The organism is Rhodococcus sp. WS3, assembly GCF_003797085.1.
Lineage (GTDB): Bacteria > Actinomycetota > Actinomycetes > Mycobacteriales > Mycobacteriaceae > Rhodococcus_F > Rhodococcus_F globerula.
The window spans coordinates 665409-682285 of the sequence record NZ_RKMA01000003.1; the positions used below are offsets into that span (position 1 = coordinate 665409).

Annotated in this window: 15 protein-coding genes; 4 read left to right on the forward strand and 11 right to left on the reverse strand. The window is 60.8% G+C overall.

Translation table 11 applies throughout. The annotated features are described in order from the left end of the window. Positions 1 to 53: 53 nt before the first annotated feature. The 6 genes from EEB13_RS24260 to EEB13_RS24280 all read right to left on the reverse strand — a co-directional run bounded on the left by EEB13_RS24260 (position 54) and on the right by EEB13_RS24280 (position 6306). Positions 54 to 2408 carry an ATP-binding protein gene (locus EEB13_RS24260; protein WP_141486458.1) on the reverse strand — a complete coding sequence of 785 codons (2355 nt, stop codon included), beginning with the start codon at positions 2406 to 2408 and terminating at the stop codon, positions 54 to 56. A 69-nt stretch (positions 2409 to 2477) separates the two neighbouring features. Then, entirely contained in the window at positions 2478 to 2777 is a 300-nt protein-coding gene (locus EEB13_RS32105; protein ID WP_261984638.1) for a response regulator transcription factor, read from the reverse strand. Further along, positions 2777 to 3004: a hypothetical protein gene (locus tag EEB13_RS32110; protein WP_261984639.1), complete on the reverse strand. Its 228-nt coding sequence runs from the start codon at positions 3002 to 3004 to the stop codon at positions 2777 to 2779. Before EEB13_RS32110 ends, EEB13_RS32105 begins: the two co-directional genes overlap by 1 nt. A gap of 135 nt (positions 3005 to 3139) precedes the next feature. Then, positions 3140 to 4054, reverse strand: coding sequence for an allantoinase PuuE (puuE, locus tag EEB13_RS24270; protein ID WP_141486459.1), 915 nt, complete (start codon positions 4052 to 4054; stop codon positions 3140 to 3142). 16 nt (positions 4055 to 4070) lie between these two features. Continuing rightward, positions 4071 to 5057, reverse strand: a complete 987-nt coding sequence (gene alc, locus EEB13_RS24275; RefSeq protein WP_141486460.1) for an allantoicase — start codon at positions 5055 to 5057, stop codon at positions 4071 to 4073. 4 nt (positions 5058 to 5061) lie between these two features. After that, positions 5062 to 6306, reverse strand: a complete 1245-nt coding sequence (locus EEB13_RS24280; protein WP_141486461.1) for a DUF6986 family protein — start codon at positions 6304 to 6306, stop codon at positions 5062 to 5064. Positions 6307 to 6503: 197 nt separating this feature from the next. On the opposite strand from EEB13_RS24280, the gene EEB13_RS24285 reads away from it, so the two are divergent. The 3 genes from EEB13_RS24285 (at position 6504) to EEB13_RS24295 (ending at position 9955) form a co-directional block, all read left to right on the forward strand. Then, positions 6504 to 7403, forward strand: coding sequence for a pseudouridine synthase (locus tag EEB13_RS24285; RefSeq protein ID WP_106939840.1), 900 nt, complete (start codon positions 6504 to 6506; stop codon positions 7401 to 7403). Between the two features lie 76 nt (positions 7404 to 7479). Then, complete coding sequence (locus EEB13_RS24290; RefSeq protein WP_045068866.1) at positions 7480 to 9015, forward strand: CYTH and CHAD domain-containing protein; 1536 nt, start codon at positions 7480 to 7482, stop codon at positions 9013 to 9015. A gap of 49 nt (positions 9016 to 9064) precedes the next feature. Continuing rightward, the gene (locus EEB13_RS24295; RefSeq protein ID WP_045068863.1) at positions 9065 to 9955 is read left to right on the forward strand and encodes a universal stress protein; all 891 of its coding nucleotides are present in this window, start codon (positions 9065 to 9067) and stop codon (positions 9953 to 9955) included. Between the two features lie 48 nt (positions 9956 to 10003). On the opposite strand, the gene EEB13_RS24300 is transcribed toward EEB13_RS24295, so the two are convergent. Next, positions 10004 to 10741 carry a VIT family protein gene (locus tag EEB13_RS24300; RefSeq protein ID WP_051730461.1) on the reverse strand — a complete coding sequence of 246 codons (738 nt, stop codon included), beginning with the start codon at positions 10739 to 10741 and terminating at the stop codon, positions 10004 to 10006. A 123-nt stretch (positions 10742 to 10864) separates the two neighbouring features. Here EEB13_RS24300 and EEB13_RS24305 point away from each other — a divergent pair, with 123 nt between their 5' ends. Beyond that, on the forward strand, positions 10865 to 11623 hold the full coding sequence (locus EEB13_RS24305; protein WP_141486462.1) for an SDR family NAD(P)-dependent oxidoreductase: 759 nt from the start codon (positions 10865 to 10867) through the stop codon (positions 11621 to 11623). 4 nt (positions 11624 to 11627) lie between these two features. Here the strand turns inward: EEB13_RS24305 and EEB13_RS24310 are convergent, their stop codons facing one another. From EEB13_RS24310 to EEB13_RS24325, 4 genes are all read right to left on the reverse strand, one after another. After that, positions 11628 to 12260 (reverse strand): TetR family transcriptional regulator, encoded by a 633-nt coding sequence (locus tag EEB13_RS24310; protein ID WP_033233996.1) that lies wholly within the window; start codon positions 12258 to 12260, stop codon positions 11628 to 11630. A gap of 75 nt (positions 12261 to 12335) precedes the next feature. Next, complete coding sequence (gene ftsW / locus EEB13_RS24315; RefSeq protein ID WP_033233995.1) at positions 12336 to 13754, reverse strand: putative lipid II flippase FtsW; 1419 nt, start codon at positions 13752 to 13754, stop codon at positions 12336 to 12338. Positions 13755 to 13912: 158 nt separating this feature from the next. Continuing rightward, positions 13913 to 15283 carry a uracil-xanthine permease family protein gene (locus EEB13_RS24320; RefSeq protein ID WP_080711707.1) on the reverse strand — a complete coding sequence of 457 codons (1371 nt, stop codon included), beginning with the start codon at positions 15281 to 15283 and terminating at the stop codon, positions 13913 to 13915. A gap of 64 nt (positions 15284 to 15347) precedes the next feature. Beyond that, positions 15348 to 16712: an 8-oxoguanine deaminase gene (locus EEB13_RS24325; protein WP_045068856.1), complete on the reverse strand. Its 1365-nt coding sequence runs from the start codon at positions 16710 to 16712 to the stop codon at positions 15348 to 15350. Positions 16713 to 16877 lie beyond the last annotated feature (165 nt).

The window sequence follows — 16877 nt, forward strand, 5'->3', positions numbered from 1 at the left end:
TACCTGCATTTCGGGCACTGCGGTGACGACCTGGTGTTTTGCAGTAGAAGCCCTCACGGCCGATCTACGGATCGCGCAGCGCCTTGCGATTCCTCTTCGTGTGCGTGAGAAACTGCCCACGCCGCGATCTGCGCCCGGGAATTGAATCCCAGTTTTGTCAGCACATGCTCCACGTGCCCCTGAGCGGTGCGCACCGAGATGAAGAGGCGCTCTGCGATAGCGCGGTTCGTGAGGCCCTGAGCCACGAGTTCCGCAACTTGCTGCTCGCGGCGTGTGAGTCGAATTGCTTCGGTCGACGCTGCAGCCGGGGCGCTGCGACGCTCGTCGAGTGCATACGCAACAGCTTCCATTTCGGACATCACAAAGCCTCTGTGAAACTCCCTGTCGAAAGCACTCTCCCCCAGAGCCTTTCGAGCACTCTTCATCGCCTTGTCGCGGAAACCCGACAACCTCGAGAGCCCGGTGAGCGGCCGCCCGATCTTCTGCCAGCACATCTCCGCGGCGCCGAGCAGAATCGCTGCATGCTTCCAATCACGTTGCGCTACAGCAGTCCACGCCAACGATTCAACACACCATGCGGCGTTCATCGAAGAATTGTCAGTTCGCAAACTACGTGTCGAATAGTCACTCGCACGCGCGAAGTCACCCCGAAGCCACGCAACGAGTCCGAGAAACCCCAGTGTCTGGGCCTGATACGTCACTTCGTGCAGGGGCACGGTGATCTCGAGACACTCGTCGAAACACTCCACCGCGCGCTCCAGAGAACCGGCAAGAATATATGCGAGACCGAGGACGCCCAAACCGATCACCACGTACTGCAGATCTTCGTCGAAGCGAGACATCGCCAGAGCAGATTCCAATTTCACTGTAGCAGTGTCGAATTCACCCGCAGATGCATTGACGTACCCGTCCGCCCACGCTGCCAGGGCTCGCGAACGCACGTCTCCCACGACCTCGGCAAGGCGCCAACCCTCGTCGACCAATTCGCGTGCACGCAAGTAATCGCCCTGCATCGCATGCGCCGCTGCGCCTCCGCACAAGACGTCCGCGCGATACATGTCCGTCTCGGCGGCTGTGGCGTCAAGGGTTCGATCAGCCCAGTACCGCAGCGGGCCGATCAGGCCGTCAGCCACCCACAGTTGGTACAAGGCGGCAACTATTCGAGTCGCAGACCGCACCTGTCCTGGCGTCGAAATCGAAAACTCCAGCGCGTCGTCGACATTGCGCTGTTCACGCCTCAACCATGCGATCCATTCGGCCTGCCTGCTGCTGATCCAGTCGGAATCCGCTCGGACAGCAAGATCTTCGAACCAATCGCGATGGCGGCGATGCACGTCGAACTGTTCCCCGGTGGCCTCCAACTTTTCACTCCCGTACTCCCGGAGAAGATCGAGAAGACGGTAGCGAACGACACCGTCGGATTCCTCACGAATGAGGATGGACTTCTCGACCAAGCCGGTGACGATATCGAGCACTTCCGTCGAACTCATGTCCTGCCCGCACACACCTTCGGCAGCATCGAGGTCGAACCCACCCGAGAACACGCTCAGCCTTCCCCACAACCGTTGTTCCAGCGGCGAGCACAGGTCATAGCTCCAATCAATCGACAAACGAAGCGTCTGCTGACGACTCGGTGCGCCACGTCCACCCAAGGTGAGGAAACGGTAACGATCCGAGAGCCGATTCATGATCTGCTCCACAGACATACCCCGCAGACGGGCGGCCGCCAACTCGATCGGCAACGGCAATCCGTCCAGATCCTGGCAAATCCGAGCAACAGCATCCTTGTTCTCGTCGGTCAGCACAAAGCCCGGAACAACGGACGCCGCGCGCTCGGTGAACAGCGACACGGATTCGTACTGGGCAAGGCCCTCGAATTCGCGCGACTGTTGCTGTGGCGTCGTGAGCGAGGGAACTCGCATCGTCACCTCACCGCCCATTCCCAGCGATTCTCGACTCGTCGCCAGAATCTTCACCCCGGCGCACCGACGCAGAATCTCACCGGCAAACCGCGCAACAGAATCCACCAGGTGTTCACAGTTGTCGAGCACCAACAGCAGACTCCGGTCCGCGCAGTAGTCGATGATCGCGTGCAGCGGATCCGACGAGACCGGCCGCACACCGAGCCTCACTGCGACGTAGTCGTCGAGTAATTTCGGATCAGTCTGCTCGCCCAGTTCCACCAACCAGACCCCGTCGCGGAACGCTCGCTGCACCGTGCTCGCCAGACGGATGGCCAGTCGTGTTTTACCTACTCCGCCGGCGCCAGTCAAGGTCAGTAGACGCGAGTCCTCGAACAACCTTCTGGCCTCGGACAACTCACGTCGACGACCGACAAAACTGGTCAGCTCATGGGGCAGATTCCCGATCACGCGCTGATCGGCTTCGCCGCGCACAGCGGGTGCCATCGACCGTCTCGCTTTCTGCGATTGCAATAAGACCAACGCTACCCCCGCGATCAGCACCCGGAGAAGCGCTCACCGCTGCTCGTGGTCGGAGAATCGCGACTCGCTCTCCTGCGCATTCGACACCACCCAAGCCGCGATCTGCGCTCTCGAGGTGAATCCCAGTTTTGTCAGCACGTGCTCTACGTGCCCCTGGGCAGTGCGCACCGAAATGAAGAGGTTCTCTGCAATCGCGCGGTTGGTCAGGCCCCTGGCAACAAGTTCTGCGACCTGCCACTCCCGACGAGTGAGTCGAATTGCTTCGGTCGACGCTGCAGCCGGGGCGCTGCGATGCTCGTCGAGTGCATACGCAACAGCTTCCATTTCGGACATCACAAAGCCTCTGTGAACTCCCTACCGAAAGCACTCTCCCCCAGATCATTTCGGGTATCCTGATTGGCATTGTCGCGGTACCGCGACAACGTGGAGAGTCCGGTGAGCGGCCGTCCGATCTTCTGCCAGTACATCGCCGCGGCGCCAAGCATAACCGCTGCATGCTTCCAATCACGTTGCGCTGCAGCAGTCCAGGCCAACAATTCAACACACCAAGCGGCGTTCATCGAAGAATTGTCAGTTCGTAGACTACGTCTCGAATAGTCAGTCGCGTGCGCGAAATCATTCCGAAGCCACGCCACGAGCCCGAGAAACCCAAATGCCTGGCGGCGTACGAACTCTAGCTGCGCAGGACGCCCTCCCTAGGCGGGATGGACAGCCTTCCAATGCTCAGCAATGTCGATCCGACGCGAAATCCACACCTTCTCATGTGACTGCACGTGGTCGAGGAATCGCTCGAGGGCCGCAGCGCGGGCGGGGCGGCCGACTATGCGGCAGTGCAATCCGACCGACAGCATTTTCGGTGCCCCGGCGGTCCCCTCGGCGTAGAGCACGTCGAAGGCGTCACGCAGATGCGCGAAAAACTGATCTCCACTGGGAAAGCCGGCCGGAGAGGCGAATCGCATGTCATTGGTGTCGAGTGTGTACGGAACCACCAGATGCTTCACCGACTCCTCGCCTCGAGGCACGTCGACCCAATACGGCAGGTCGTCGGCGTACGAATCCGAGTCGTAGACAAATCCGCCATGCTCTACAACCAGCTCACGGGTGTTCGGTGAATCACGTCCGGTGTACCACCCGAGCGGGGCGGACCCAGTCAGGTTCCGAAGGATGTCGACGGCTTCGGCCATATCCGCGCGCTCGCGTTCGATGCCTGACGACTGATACGACAACCACCGCAGTCCGTGGCACGCGATCTCGTGACCGAGTTCACCAAAAGCGCTGACCGCCTCAGGGTTACGCTGCATGGCACGCGCCACCGCAAAAATTGTCAGCGGGAGATTGCGTCGCTCGAAGATCCCGAGAACTCGCCACAATCCGGCGCGAGATCCGTACTCGTACAGCGATTCCATGCTCATGTGGCGGTTCGGAAACGCCTCTGCCGGAGTCATTTCCGACAGAAACGTCTCCGAGACGTCATCACCGTCGAGGACGTTACGCTCGCCGCCCTCTTCGTAGTTGAGCACGAACTGGACCGCAATCCGCGCGTCGCCGGGCCAATGCGGGTGGGGAGGATTCTTGCCGTACCCCACCATGTCACGCGGATAGTTGTTCATGGCAACAACTTTACCGTCATTGTCCGTCGAGCACAGCTCGAGCTGCCGGTGTCAGAGTTCCGAAAACACGCAGTCGAGCGAGCCCGCCGTCCGGGAAGACATCCAACCGTACATCGGTTACCGGGACGTCGCTCTCGATCAGGAAGCGATGACGCGTATCCGGCCGGAACGTGGTGCGCGGCAACAATTCGATCCATTCGCCGCTCGGCGTGCGTCCAGTTAGCGCGCCGGCGCCTGGAGCGTTGCCGAGGAAGTACGACGTGTCGATCTCGACAAAACTCAGCGAACCTTCGCCGGCGAGTTGCACTTGCACCCAATCGTTTCCGTCGTCGCGGCGACGCGCAGTCTCCCAGCCGTCACCCATCGATGCTGCTCGACCGGGGAACAGAATGTTCTGCGGCGAGCTGTAGAACATGTTGGAACAGTCGGTTACTCGTCCACCGTTCTCGAGCGCTGCAAGATCGAGCGGCCCGGCATCGAGGAACCGTGGGTCCGGGCGTGCTTCACCGTGCACACGGAAGCGGGCAACGCCGCCGTCCGGGTAGATGGTGAGCTTGACGTGGGTCCAGCGCTGATCCGAGCTCACGTCGAACGGATTCTCCGAGTCACCAGAGACTGCGGCGCGCTCGACAATCGTCTGCCACTGCGCCGAGAGCGCCAACTCTGCCGGATCCGGATACCCGTCGACACTGATCGCTTCCACCGAAATCTCGGGCGGGTAATTGCCCTTGAACCACGCAGTATCAACCACAACGCCGTGGACGACGCCCGGAACACCGAGTCGAACAATCGCTTCGTCGTGGCCGGCGACGCGACGTCGACGGGTTTCCCAACCGTCGTAGACCTGCCCTTTATGGCCGAATGTCGCGGGTTGGTATCCCGCCTTACCCGGTCGAATCAACGCTTCACGCTCGGCAAATGCTTCGTCATTCGCCCAGATCACAGCGCCGCCAAGCGTCCGCAACGCCAAGTCCGGATAAGCGGTGAAATCAGTGGTTGTCATAGATTCAGTTCACTCCTGTGTTGACAGTGGTTCGTCCCACCAAGCTTCGTAGCGAGGCTGTATCGGCAGAGGGCGCAAGAGCAAGAACGCCGGCCTCGGCAAAGGCACCCGCGTCCAGCCCGCGCAGGACAACGGCAGCCAATGCCTGCGCTGTTGCCGGCTCGTCCATCGCACTCCCACCCTGACGATCGAGGTAGGCCTGAATTCGCGGCGCTGCGGCGGTCAAGGCTCCGCGGTAGAAGTTTGTCGTCGCGAGCCATCGCGTCACCAGATGCCCGGGATGCATGTCCCAGCCCTGGTAGTAGCCACGCTCGAGCGATCGCATGACAAGCCGATGATGCCGAGTGATGGCGTCGTGAATCATGTCCGGCGTTCCCACCGGGGCAATCTGCGTGGAACCGTCGCACACCCACACCCCGGTCTGAGCGGCGGCGGCGAGCATCACCGCCTTGGCATGATCTGCAACGGGATGCTCGAGCGATTGAAAGCGCGATGCGATTCCGCACGCGGCACTGTAATCGTAAGTACCGTAGTGCAATCCGGTCAGTCGACCCTCACTGCTGTGAATAGCCGGCGCAACCGCAATGGTTCCGTCCGCAGCAATCACAGCCTGGGGACTTTCGATCTGCAGCTCGAATCGAAGGGATCCCGTCGCCAACCCGTGGACCTTCTCCAACTCCTCGCACAACAGCACCGTCGCGGTAACCTGCTCTACCGCACGAAGTTTGGGAACGGTGAATACAAATCCAGCTGGCACTCCACCGGCGGCGTCCAGAACCAATTCGAGAGTGCGAATGGATCGCCGACGCTCACTCGCCGGCATTCCTTTGAACCTGATGCCGCACCAACTCGGACCGTTCGGGTCCGCACTGATCGCTGCCAGGGTCCGACCTGCGTTCCGCGCGGCGGCATCCTCTTCCTGGTCCTCGCGTCGCCCGTATCCGTCTTCGAAATCGATCCGTAAGTCCTGGACGGGTGTGCGACCCAACAGAACACGGACATCGTCGAGTGCATTCTCGGTGTCGAGATCGGCAAGAACATCAACATGGGCATCAAGCAGTTCGATTGCCTGCTCACCCCACGACCGCGGAGTATCGACACCTGCGTCGGCAGCACTGACGTACACGGTGTGCACCGGTTGAATCTCGTCGCGGTTGCCGGGGTACTGGCTTGCGAGTCTCGAATCGACGGGGTCGAGCAACTGTGCCAATCTGTCGTGAACAGCTGTGGGAAGGCGAGGCTCGGTCATCGACCAATAGTCGCAGACTGTGGGTTAGCTCGCAGTTTCGTTCAGGTTACGTCGGCACGCTTATCCGTAACATCAACGCCCGAATACGCAGGTCAGCACTGTGCGGTGTTCGACGTCACAAGCTTGATTCTCGATTACCCACGCCCGATCTGTCGTGGATGGCTCGAATACCCGGCCAGAGCGCTACCGTCGAAGATGTGTCTCGATCTCCGCTCCCCGTCCGCGACGGCCTCAACCCCAGCCGCATCCGTCAACCCGACACGGGAACGTGGGAAACCACGCTCGACTATCTACTCGAGCGGTTCCCGCAGGACGCTGTGCGACTGCGGGAGAAAGTTGCCGCCCGCGAGGTTGTTGACGAGAAAGGCGTCGGAATCGACGAAAAAACCGCGTTTGCGCCTCGCCGCTTCGTCTATCTGTACCGCGACCCGCCAATCGAAGCACGAGTTCCTTTCGAGATCGACATCCTGTACCGCGACGACAACATCCTCGTTGTCGACAAGCCTCATTTTCTGGCCAGCACTCCGCGCGGACGCTACATCGCGGAATCCGCGTTGGTTCGACTTCGCCGAGACCTCGACCTCCCCGAGCTCAGTCCGGCGCATCGACTCGATCGCGTAACTGCCGGGCTGCTCCTCTTCACCGTGCACCAGCAGGCCAGGCGCGGCTACCAGACGATGTTCGCCGATCGCCTCGTCTCCAAGGAATACGAAGCAATCGCACGCTACGACGCCGACGTCGCGACGCCTACCGTCGTGCGAAGCCGCATCGTGAAGGAACGCGGAGTACTCAAAGCCCGCGAGATCGACGGCGATCCCAACAGCGAATCGCGTATCGAACTGATCGAAACTCACGGCGAGTTTGCGCGCTATCGACTGATTCCCCATACCGGCAAGACGCACCAACTCCGTCTGCACATGACATCGGTGGGACTACCCATCCACGGCGACAACTTCTACCCGGATTTTTACGATGTTGCTGCAGAAGACTATTCGAACCCACTCCGCCTGCTGTCCCGTGTGCTCGAGTTCGACGACCCCGTCAGCGGCGAAACCCGCCGATTCGAAAGCCGCCTGACGCTCGCATGGCCAACCTGAAAGCGCTCGCCCTTCCCTGCGCCATCGTTACCGACAAGGATGGACGCAGTTACATCGCACCGCACAAGGAGATCAGATGAGCAAGACCGATGCAGTACCCGGAGCTGTCCAGGAAGTCGAGCGCAAGTACGAAGCACCTGCAGAGCAGGAAGTTCCGGCACTGGACAACCTGCCCGGGGTAGCCGGCGCACCGGTCCACGACTCGATCCAACTCTCCGCAACGTACTTCGACACCGCCGACTATCGGTTGCTCGCCGAGAAGATCACGCTGCGCAAACGTGAGGGTGGCGACGACGCCGGCTGGCATATGAAACTTCCTGGCGCCGGTGATGCCCGAACCGAAATCCAACTGCCGCCCGACGACGGAACTGTCGTACCCGAAGCATTGTCAACGCTGGTCCGAGCGATCATTCGTGGCAACGACCTGGTACCCGTCGCCCTGATCATCACCGACCGCGAGCGCACCAGGCTCAACGACGCCGACGGCACGCTTCTCGCCGAAGTTGTTTCGGACACCGTAATTGCCTGCAAAGCAGACGGATCCGGAGAGTCCACGTGGCAAGAAGTCGAGGTCGAGCAAGGAGCGGGCGGGCAACCACTGGCCGATGCCATCGAAACCCTGCTGTTCGGCGCCGGCCTCGAGCGCTCGGAAAGCCCGTCCAAGCTGAAACGTGCGCTTGGCACCTCCGTGACACCGCACTCCGCACCCGAAGCCACCACCACGAAGTCACCCACCCCTCGGATACTGCTGCGCAACTACCTGATCGAACAGATCCGCGCACTCACCGACGCGGATCTCGGAACCCGTAGGCGCAGCGAGGAAGCCGTTCACGACTTTCGCGTCGCCGCGCGTCGGATTCGCAGCGCACTGCAGTCGTACGCCGGACAGTCACCGCGGACCGATGCACTTGTCGACGACCTACGGTGGTTGGGCGGCAAGTTCGGTGATGCCCGCGACGTCGAGGTGCAGTGGCAGCGACTGGTCGACCGCCTCGGCGAAATCGACATGCCCGAGCAGGAAGCCGTACGGGCCCGGATCGACGAATACTTCTCTGCCCGAGCAGAAACCGCCCAGGGAATTGCACTCGACACACTGAATTCCGAACGTTATCTGACCTTGCTCGAGAACCTCGACGCGTACGTCGTCGATCTGGAATTCGACGCGATCGGTCGACGCACCGACAAGAAGATCTCCTCCAAGGAACTGGCGAACACCCTGCAGCATCTCTCGCACAAGGTCGGTAAACGAGTCGACAAAGTCGCCGAAGCGACGTCACGCGCGGACCGCGACGAGAAAATCCATCGAGCGCGCAAGGGCGCCAAGCGGATGAAGTACGCGATCGAAGTGATGAAACCGTCGAACAAGCATCGCGCCAAACGAGCGCTCAAGCATTTCAACCACTTCCAGGATGTTCTCGGCGAGCACCAGGATTCCGTTGTCGCCGGTCACCATCTGCTGGAAATGGCGTCGGAGCACGAGCACACCTCACTCACCAGTTTCAGCTTGGGAATGGTGTACCGACGCGAACTCGACATCGCCGACGAGCAAGCCGCACTACTCGAGAAGACATGGAAGGAAGCAGCAAAATCATCAGCAACGCTGTGGCGATGAGACATCATCGGAACAGTTGACGGATCTCGAGCCACCTGAGGGAGTAAGCATGGACACACTTGCCGGACACCAGGACATCGTTGTCGGCGTCGACGGTTCCGAGGCATCGATCGGTGCCGCGAAATGGGCCGCGGCCGTTGCTCAGGTGGTCAATGCACGGCTGATCCTGGCGCATGCGCTGCCTCAGGAAGGCCCGATCTACAGCCCCGCCGCCGTGATGTTGCAGTCACAGTTCCTCAATCAGATCCGCGAGGACGGCGAAGCAATCATCGCGGCGGCGTCCAGCGCTGTGGCAGAGAAATTCCCTTCGCTGGATATCGAGTCCAACATCGCGCCAGGTCCTCCGACAACACATATCCTCGAATCGGCCGGCACAGCTCGGTTGATCGTCATGGGTTCCACCGGAGCCGGCGCTCTGCGCTCACGTCTACTCGGATCGACCGCCCTCAAGGTCGCCAACCATGCAACCTCCCCGGTCACCGTCTGGCGGGGAACCGTCGAAAACCCCGGGCCTGATCAGAGACCCGTCGTGGTCGGTATCGACGGAAGTCCGTTGAGCAAGAAGGCCGTCGAACATGCCTTCTGGTTTGCCGACGAGTTCGAAGCACCCCTCATTGCGGTGCACACGTGGCAAGGTGCCTCGACCTTCCGTGAAGGTGGCGCCGGGATCCTCATCGACTGGGAAGCCGTCGAACAAGAGGAGTCCGCGTTGTTGGCCGAAAACCTTGCCGGAATGGCCGAGCAGTATCCCGACGTGCCGGTCACTCGTATCAGCGAACCCGGCGCGGCCGCCCCGGTCATGCTGAAATACGCCGACGACGCCCAACTTCTGGTGGTCGGCAGCCACGGCCGAAGCGCAATGGCCGGCGCAGTGATGGGATCGACCAGCCAGAACCTGCTGCACCATGCTCCGTGCCCGGTGATGGTCGCTCGCGCCTGACTGCTGTGCGCCTTTGTCAACCGCCCGCGGTTAACAAAGGCGCACAGCTCAATCGAGCCCGGTACCCACCAACTGGCCGACGCCGTACGTCACAGCCATCGCCAAGGCGCCGCCGAGAACCACCCGCAAGATCGCTCGGGTCTTACGGGCGCCGCCGAGCGTCGCGCTGATCGTGCCGGTCAACGCCAGCGCGACAAGCACCGCGAAAAACGCTATGGGAACCCGGGTTCCCGTTGGCGGCAAGAGAATCGCGATCAACGGAATGGCTGCACCAATGGTGAAGGACACCGCCGACGAGATTGCTGCGTGCCAGGGGTTCGTCAGATCGTTCGGATCAATCTTCAACTCGACTTCGACGTGCGCCGCGAATGCGTCGTGTGCGGTGAGTTCCTCAGCTACCTTGGTGGCGGTCTCGGTGCTCAAACCCTTTGCCTCGTAGTTCGAGACAAGTTCCGCGAACTCCTGCTCGGGCATTTCCAGCAGTTCTCGTTTCTCTTTCTTCAGCAGCGCACGCTCGGTATCGCGTTGCGCGCTGACAGAGACGTATTCACCGAGAGCCATCGACACCGCTCCGGCGACCAAGCCCGCAAAGCCTGCGGTGAAGATCGCGGAACGTTCGGTTGTCGCGGCTGCGACACCGATCACCAATCCCGCAGTGGACACGATGCCGTCGTTCGCTCCGAGAACCCCGGCGCGAAGCCAGTTCAAACGGTTGTTGAGGCTGGGGATCTGCGGTTCGGATCCGTCACTCGGCACTTCTCCGGCCACCTGCACGCTATCGGACATAACACTGAGATTAGGGTTCCGCTCCCGTCTGCGATAGCAATCTGAGCCTGTCCTACCCGCGCCAACCAAGCACTTGCTAGGTTGAATGCGAAGACCATCCACCGCGGAACCCGGGAGACAACCATGAATGCAGTGCGCACCGTTTTGATCAGCGGCGGAACCGGCGGTATCGGCTCTGCAATCGCCCGCACACTCGCCGCCCGCGGACACGACGTCGCCTTCACCTATCGCAGCAATGCGGATGCCGCCGAACAGCTGTGCACAGAAATCCGATCACTCGGAGTCCGCGCACTTTCCTACCCGATGGATCTCGATAGCGAATCGTCCATTGCCGCGGCGGCGCGGTCCGCGATCGACGACCTCGGATCATTGACAACTCTTGTGCACGCAGCGGGACCACACGTTCCGATGACCCACCTGTCGCGAGTCTCCCCCACCACGTTCGCCGAGCAGTTGAATCAAGAAGCCGCAGCATTCTTTACCCTTGTACACACAGTCTTACCGGCGCTGCGCGCATCGTCGGGATCCGTCGTGGCAGTCACCACAGCAGCAACCGACCGCTTCCCGGTCCGCGACGGGCTCTCGGCTGGCACCAAAGGCGCTGTGGAACAACTGGTCCGCGGCTTTGCCGCCGAAGAAGGGCGATACGGCGTTCGCTTCAACGCCGTCGGCCCCGGCATGCTGACCGACGGCATGGCCGAAAGACTCATCGCGTCAGCCGATCTCGATCCAGCCGCTCTCGACATCACCATGAGTCGAATTCCGCTGAAGCGATTCGGGTCCGCGACCGACATCGCCGAAGCCGTACATTTCCTAGCGAGCGATGCCGCCGGTTTCATCAGCGGCCAGAAACTCAACGTCGACGGCGGATACTCCGTCTGACGGGCTACCCGCCCAACTTACGAAACACCAAGCGCACGGCAAGTTCCAAGTGCGCCATCACCTGATCGCTGGTCATCCGGCCGGCGACCCACGACACGAGAGAAGACATCCAGACGTCGTTGATGACCTTCACCGCATCCATCTGCTGCTCGGAAATCTCCTCGACACCGATCGACTTCGCGAACATCTCCGTCACGACGTCACCCAGTGCGTTGAGTTCCGGGGTCGCCGACGCGTCCGCAAACATGTACGCGCGAACCAGCGCCTCGTAACGAGGATGATCGGTCTCGAGGATTTCCGTGTTCTTCCTCAACACGAACAGAATTCGATCCGACGGAGTTTCCCCCGGGATTTCGTAGTCGTGGAACCTGTCGCGCAGACCCTCGAACATCCATACCAACGCCACGACCAGCATGTGATTCTTCGACGGGAAGTACCGATACACCGTCCCGATCGCCACGCCGGCCCGCTCGGCAACCGACCTCATCTGGACCGCGTCATACCCACCCTCGGACGCGGATTCCATTGCAGCGTCGACAATCCGATGGAAACGTGCTCTCTGCGACGGCGTCGTACGACGCCCGATCACCGAGCTTCGTTCCACCACAGACTGATCCAGCTTATCGCCACCTGCCATGCCCACAACCTTCTCCGACGCCGATTTCAGATTCCAATGTAGTCGCCTACCGGGGATCCCGACGCCCGACGGTAATCAGGAAGCGCGCCGGGGACGGGTGCCGCCGCGATACTGACGGTCGTCGTCACCGTCACGTCGGACGGAACGTCGTCGATCGGGTTGACTGCTCCGGCGTGGTTCCGGCTGCGCCGGCCGCCTGCGTTCTTGCTGTGGGGATCGGCGCGCTTGCTCTCCTCGACGTTGCTGCTGCGGGCGTTCGCGCACTCGACCCTGCGGCGCCTTCTTCGGCTTCTTGGCTTCACCGAATCGAGGTTTGCCGAACACGAAGGGCACCCAGCCACGGCTTGCGCTTTCGAGCGACGCGACCGCCTCCGGCTCACGGAACGCAGCGTGCGCGATCAGCCCGAACATCAGCAGTGTCGTGATCATCGACGTACCGCCGGCCGAAATGAGCGGCAGCTGCAACCCGGTGACGGGAATGAGCCCGACCACGTACGCGATGTTGATGAAGGCCTGCATCACGATCAACGTCGTCGCAGTTGCCGTCATGACCTTGAGGAAGGGATCTGTGGACCGCTTGGCGATCCTCAGCCCGACAACGAGGACAGCAGCAAAGAGCGCCACCACGATGAGCGCACCGATCAGGCCGAGTTCTTCCCCGATAACCGCGAAGATGAAGTCGTTGTGTGCCTGCGGAAGATAACTCCACTTCGCGTCGGACTGCCCGAGTCCACGACCGAAGATACCGCCGTTCGCCAACGCATATTTTGCCTGAGTGCTCTGAAAATTCAGTCCCTGCGGATCCAAGTCCGGATTGAGATAGGCCTTGATTCGATCCGAGCGGTAGCCGGCAGTAAGCGCTAGGACAAGGAACGCCACCCCGGACCCCACGGTCAACATGACAAACGTTCGCAACCGGAACAGCCCGAACCACAGCACCGACATGAAGATGATGCCGATGGTGATCGTGGTGCCGAGGTCCTTCTCCAACACGACAAGAATCAGGACGAGAAGCGTCGTGCCACCGATGACCGGCAGAGCCCGGTTGACGTCGATACGTGCGTTGAGGAACGACGCCACCGTCGCTGCCGACCAAATTGCAAGGGCCAGCTTCGCAAGTTCCGACGGCTGGAATGAAATTCCAGCGACAACAAACCAGCTACGCGCACCCATTTGTTCCGAACCGATTCCCGGAATAAGGACCAGCACAAGCAGTATCAGGCAGAAGATCAGAAGCCAGGGCGAATATTTGCGCATCAGCTCGGTCGGAACTCGCACGACGGCCACAAACAGGACCAGACCGATGGCGGCAAACATGCACTGCGGCCAGAACCGCGCGTACGACGTACCGGACAGGACATACGATTCGACGCTCGACGACGACAGCACCATCAGCAAACCGAAAGCCACGATCAGGACGACCAAGCCGACGATCATGTGGAAGTCGGACAACGGCCGACTGGTCCACGTCGTGGCGCGGGCGCGGAACTTCATCGACTCGCGGCCAGCTTTATCCGAGGAGCTGCGCGAGTTAGCTGATTCGCTGCTCCCACGACGCTTCCCTTTGCCATCGCTCCGATCGGTCACCACACCAGTATCGTCCCACGACTTCTAACTCGTGGGTAACACTGGTCTCACAGGCCACACCGTTATCACAGTGTGCTCTTACTTTTCCGGTTACCTCGTCGAGCTAGCGCATTCGGAATGACGACAAAGAGACACTCGAGCACGATTGCAACGACGGCGCCGACAACGATGCCCTGAGTCGCTAACTGCACTACGAGTTCCGGCCACACCCCGACAAGCGACCCGGTGAGCGCCGGCACTCCGAGTCCTGCCATCAGCGCGAGCGGGGCAATCAGATTGTGCGTCGAGTTACCACGATCACGAAACGCTGCCTGCGCCCCGGTAATGACGACCGTCGCGGCCGCGGGTAGGAAGAGTCCACCGATGACCGGCGCCGGCGTCGTGACCAGAACTGCCGCGACTTTGGGAAACATCGCGAGTGCGATCATCATCAACGCGGCAACACGGACCACAAATCTGCTTCCGATGCCGGTAATCCGAACGACACCAAGATTCTGGGCGTACGCGGTCGTACCGAACCCGCCGAACAGAGCCGACAACATCGAGCCTCCTGCCTCGCCCGCCACACCCGCGTTGATCTGTCGGGCCGTCAGAGGGAGTCGCGTCAGACGCGCTGTTGCTTCGTAGATCCCTATCGCCTCGACGACGGCCACGAAGAACACGATGCACATGGTCACGGTGATGCCGAGATCAAAGGTCAACGATCCGTACGGCAGTAGCGTCGGGAATCGAAGCCACGGTGCCGCCGACACACCGGAGAAGTCGAGACGCCCCAACGCGAACGCGAGGAGGTTTCCCACGACAAGTGCGATCAGAAAGCAGAATGAGCGAAATTTGCCGGTGAACATTCCGCCAAGAACGACAACAGCGGTGGTCACGGTAGCGATGAGAATCGTCGAGGGCGTAGCAAAGTTCTCGGTGCCTGGCATACCGAAGAATTCCTGGATAGTGAACCCGGCCAACGACAGCCCTACCAGCAGAATGATTGTCCCCGTGACAGCGGAACTCAATACTCTGCGAATCTTCCCGAGAACGCCTGTAGCAGCAGCCAACAGAACAATTGCGGCGCCGATCAACAAACCGGTACCCGCGGCGGCGAGGGAACCCGCCTTCGCATATGCGATCGCCAACGGAGAGAAAGCCGACGACGGCCCCTCCACCACAGGTAGTTTGACCAGCTTGGTGGTCTGCAGGAGCGTTGCAACTCCAGCCGCCAGGAGCGTCGCCGTCAGGAGATTGGTGGACAGAGCAGCTCCGAGACCTGCTGCACTACCGATGAACAGCGGATCGAGCCAGACGTTCGAGACGAGCAACTGCTGCGCGCCTAAAGCGACCTTCCTCGGCAAGGGAATCGATTGTTCGGTATCGATCGTGAGATTCTGATCGGCACCCTCGACTGACAGGTTGCCGTCCGTACTTTCATGTGACAAAGACATGGGTGATCTCGATTCGAGTCAGGTTTCGTGTGGAGGACTGAAAAGTGAAGGAAAAGCTGTCGTTTCAGAGAAGCGACTGCATCCGGCGTGCATGAGTGTCGTGCGTTCGTAAAACGCCGGCCACAGCCGAATCGCACAATTGCCCACCGTCGACCAGGACCTTGCCTGCGACGACCGTCGTACCTGCTCGCGCAGGTCCACACCGAAGCCAGGCTTCGACGGGATCTGTCAGCGCACCCGCCAAAGCCAACGGCTCTGCTTCCCACACAACAAGATCCGCGCAGGCGCCGACGCGCAAGTGGCCGATCTCGTCATCCCACCCCAGGCAGGTGGCACTACCTCGCGTTGCCATGTCCAGGACATCGCGCGCAGTCATCGATGCCGGCCCATTCCTGAACCGACCGAGCAACAACGCAGTTCGCGATTCGAGCCACATCGACCCGTGATCAGTGGACGCCGATCCATCACATCCGAGTCCGACCGGCATACCGATGCCGCGCAACAACGACGCATCGGCACTGCCACCACCGATCATCATGTTGGAACTGGGGCACTGGACCGCGCTGACTCCGGCTGCAGCCAGACGAAGCTGCTCGGATGAACTCGGATAGATGAAATGCGCTACCCACGTACGTGATCCGGCCCATCCTGTTCGTTCGAGATATTCGACCGGAGTACACCCGTATGTCTGAAGGCAATACGCATGCTCGTCCATGTCCTCGGCGAGATGACTGTGCAGGCGGACGTCGTACGCCTCGGCCAGTTCTGCGCTCTCACGCATCAGTTCTTCTGTCACCGAAAATGGTGAGCAGGGAGCTAGAGCTACACGAGTCAGCGCACCTGGATTGGGATCGTGATACTTCTCGATCAGTCTCACGCTGTCGGCGAGAATCGTATCTTTGTCCTGAACAACAGATTTCGGAGGAAGTCCGCCGTCCACAGTAGAGCGGGTCATCGAACCTCGCGTTGCAAGGAACCTGAATCCGAGTTGGGTGGCCGCCTGAATTTGTGCGTCGATCAACTCTGGTCTCGGATGGACATACATGTGATCCATCGACGTCGTGCAGCCTCCCAGGAGAAGCTCCGCCATCGCCACATAAGTCGACGCGTGTACTGCTTCCGGTTCGAGTTTCGACCAGATGGGATACAGAGTTGTCAGCCACTCGAACAGAGTGCCGTTCACCGCAGGCGCGAAGGACCTCGTGAGGTTCTGATACATGTGGTGGTGTGCGTTGACCAAGCCTGGAGTGACCAAACGTCCTGCGGCATTTATCTTCCGATCTGCGCTGGGCTCGGCTGATCCAGTAGGACCGAAGGAATGAACGCGTCCATCCACAACCGCCAACCAGCCGTCTGCCAGTTCGGTATTGCGGTCAATGTACAGATACGCGTGAGTGATCAGAAGATCTACATGAATGTGTGGCGACATCGATTCGCACCGCTCTTCTCTCGGGACGTAGACAGGGCGCAACGAACCGCGCAACAGTTGCGCGGGGCGTCACCCTGTTCCTGCGGCTGCGAACCACAGGATCGTCACCGCGTCAGAACCTGAGCGGGCGGGCCGGCCGCAGATCAGCGTCTGCGACTACACACA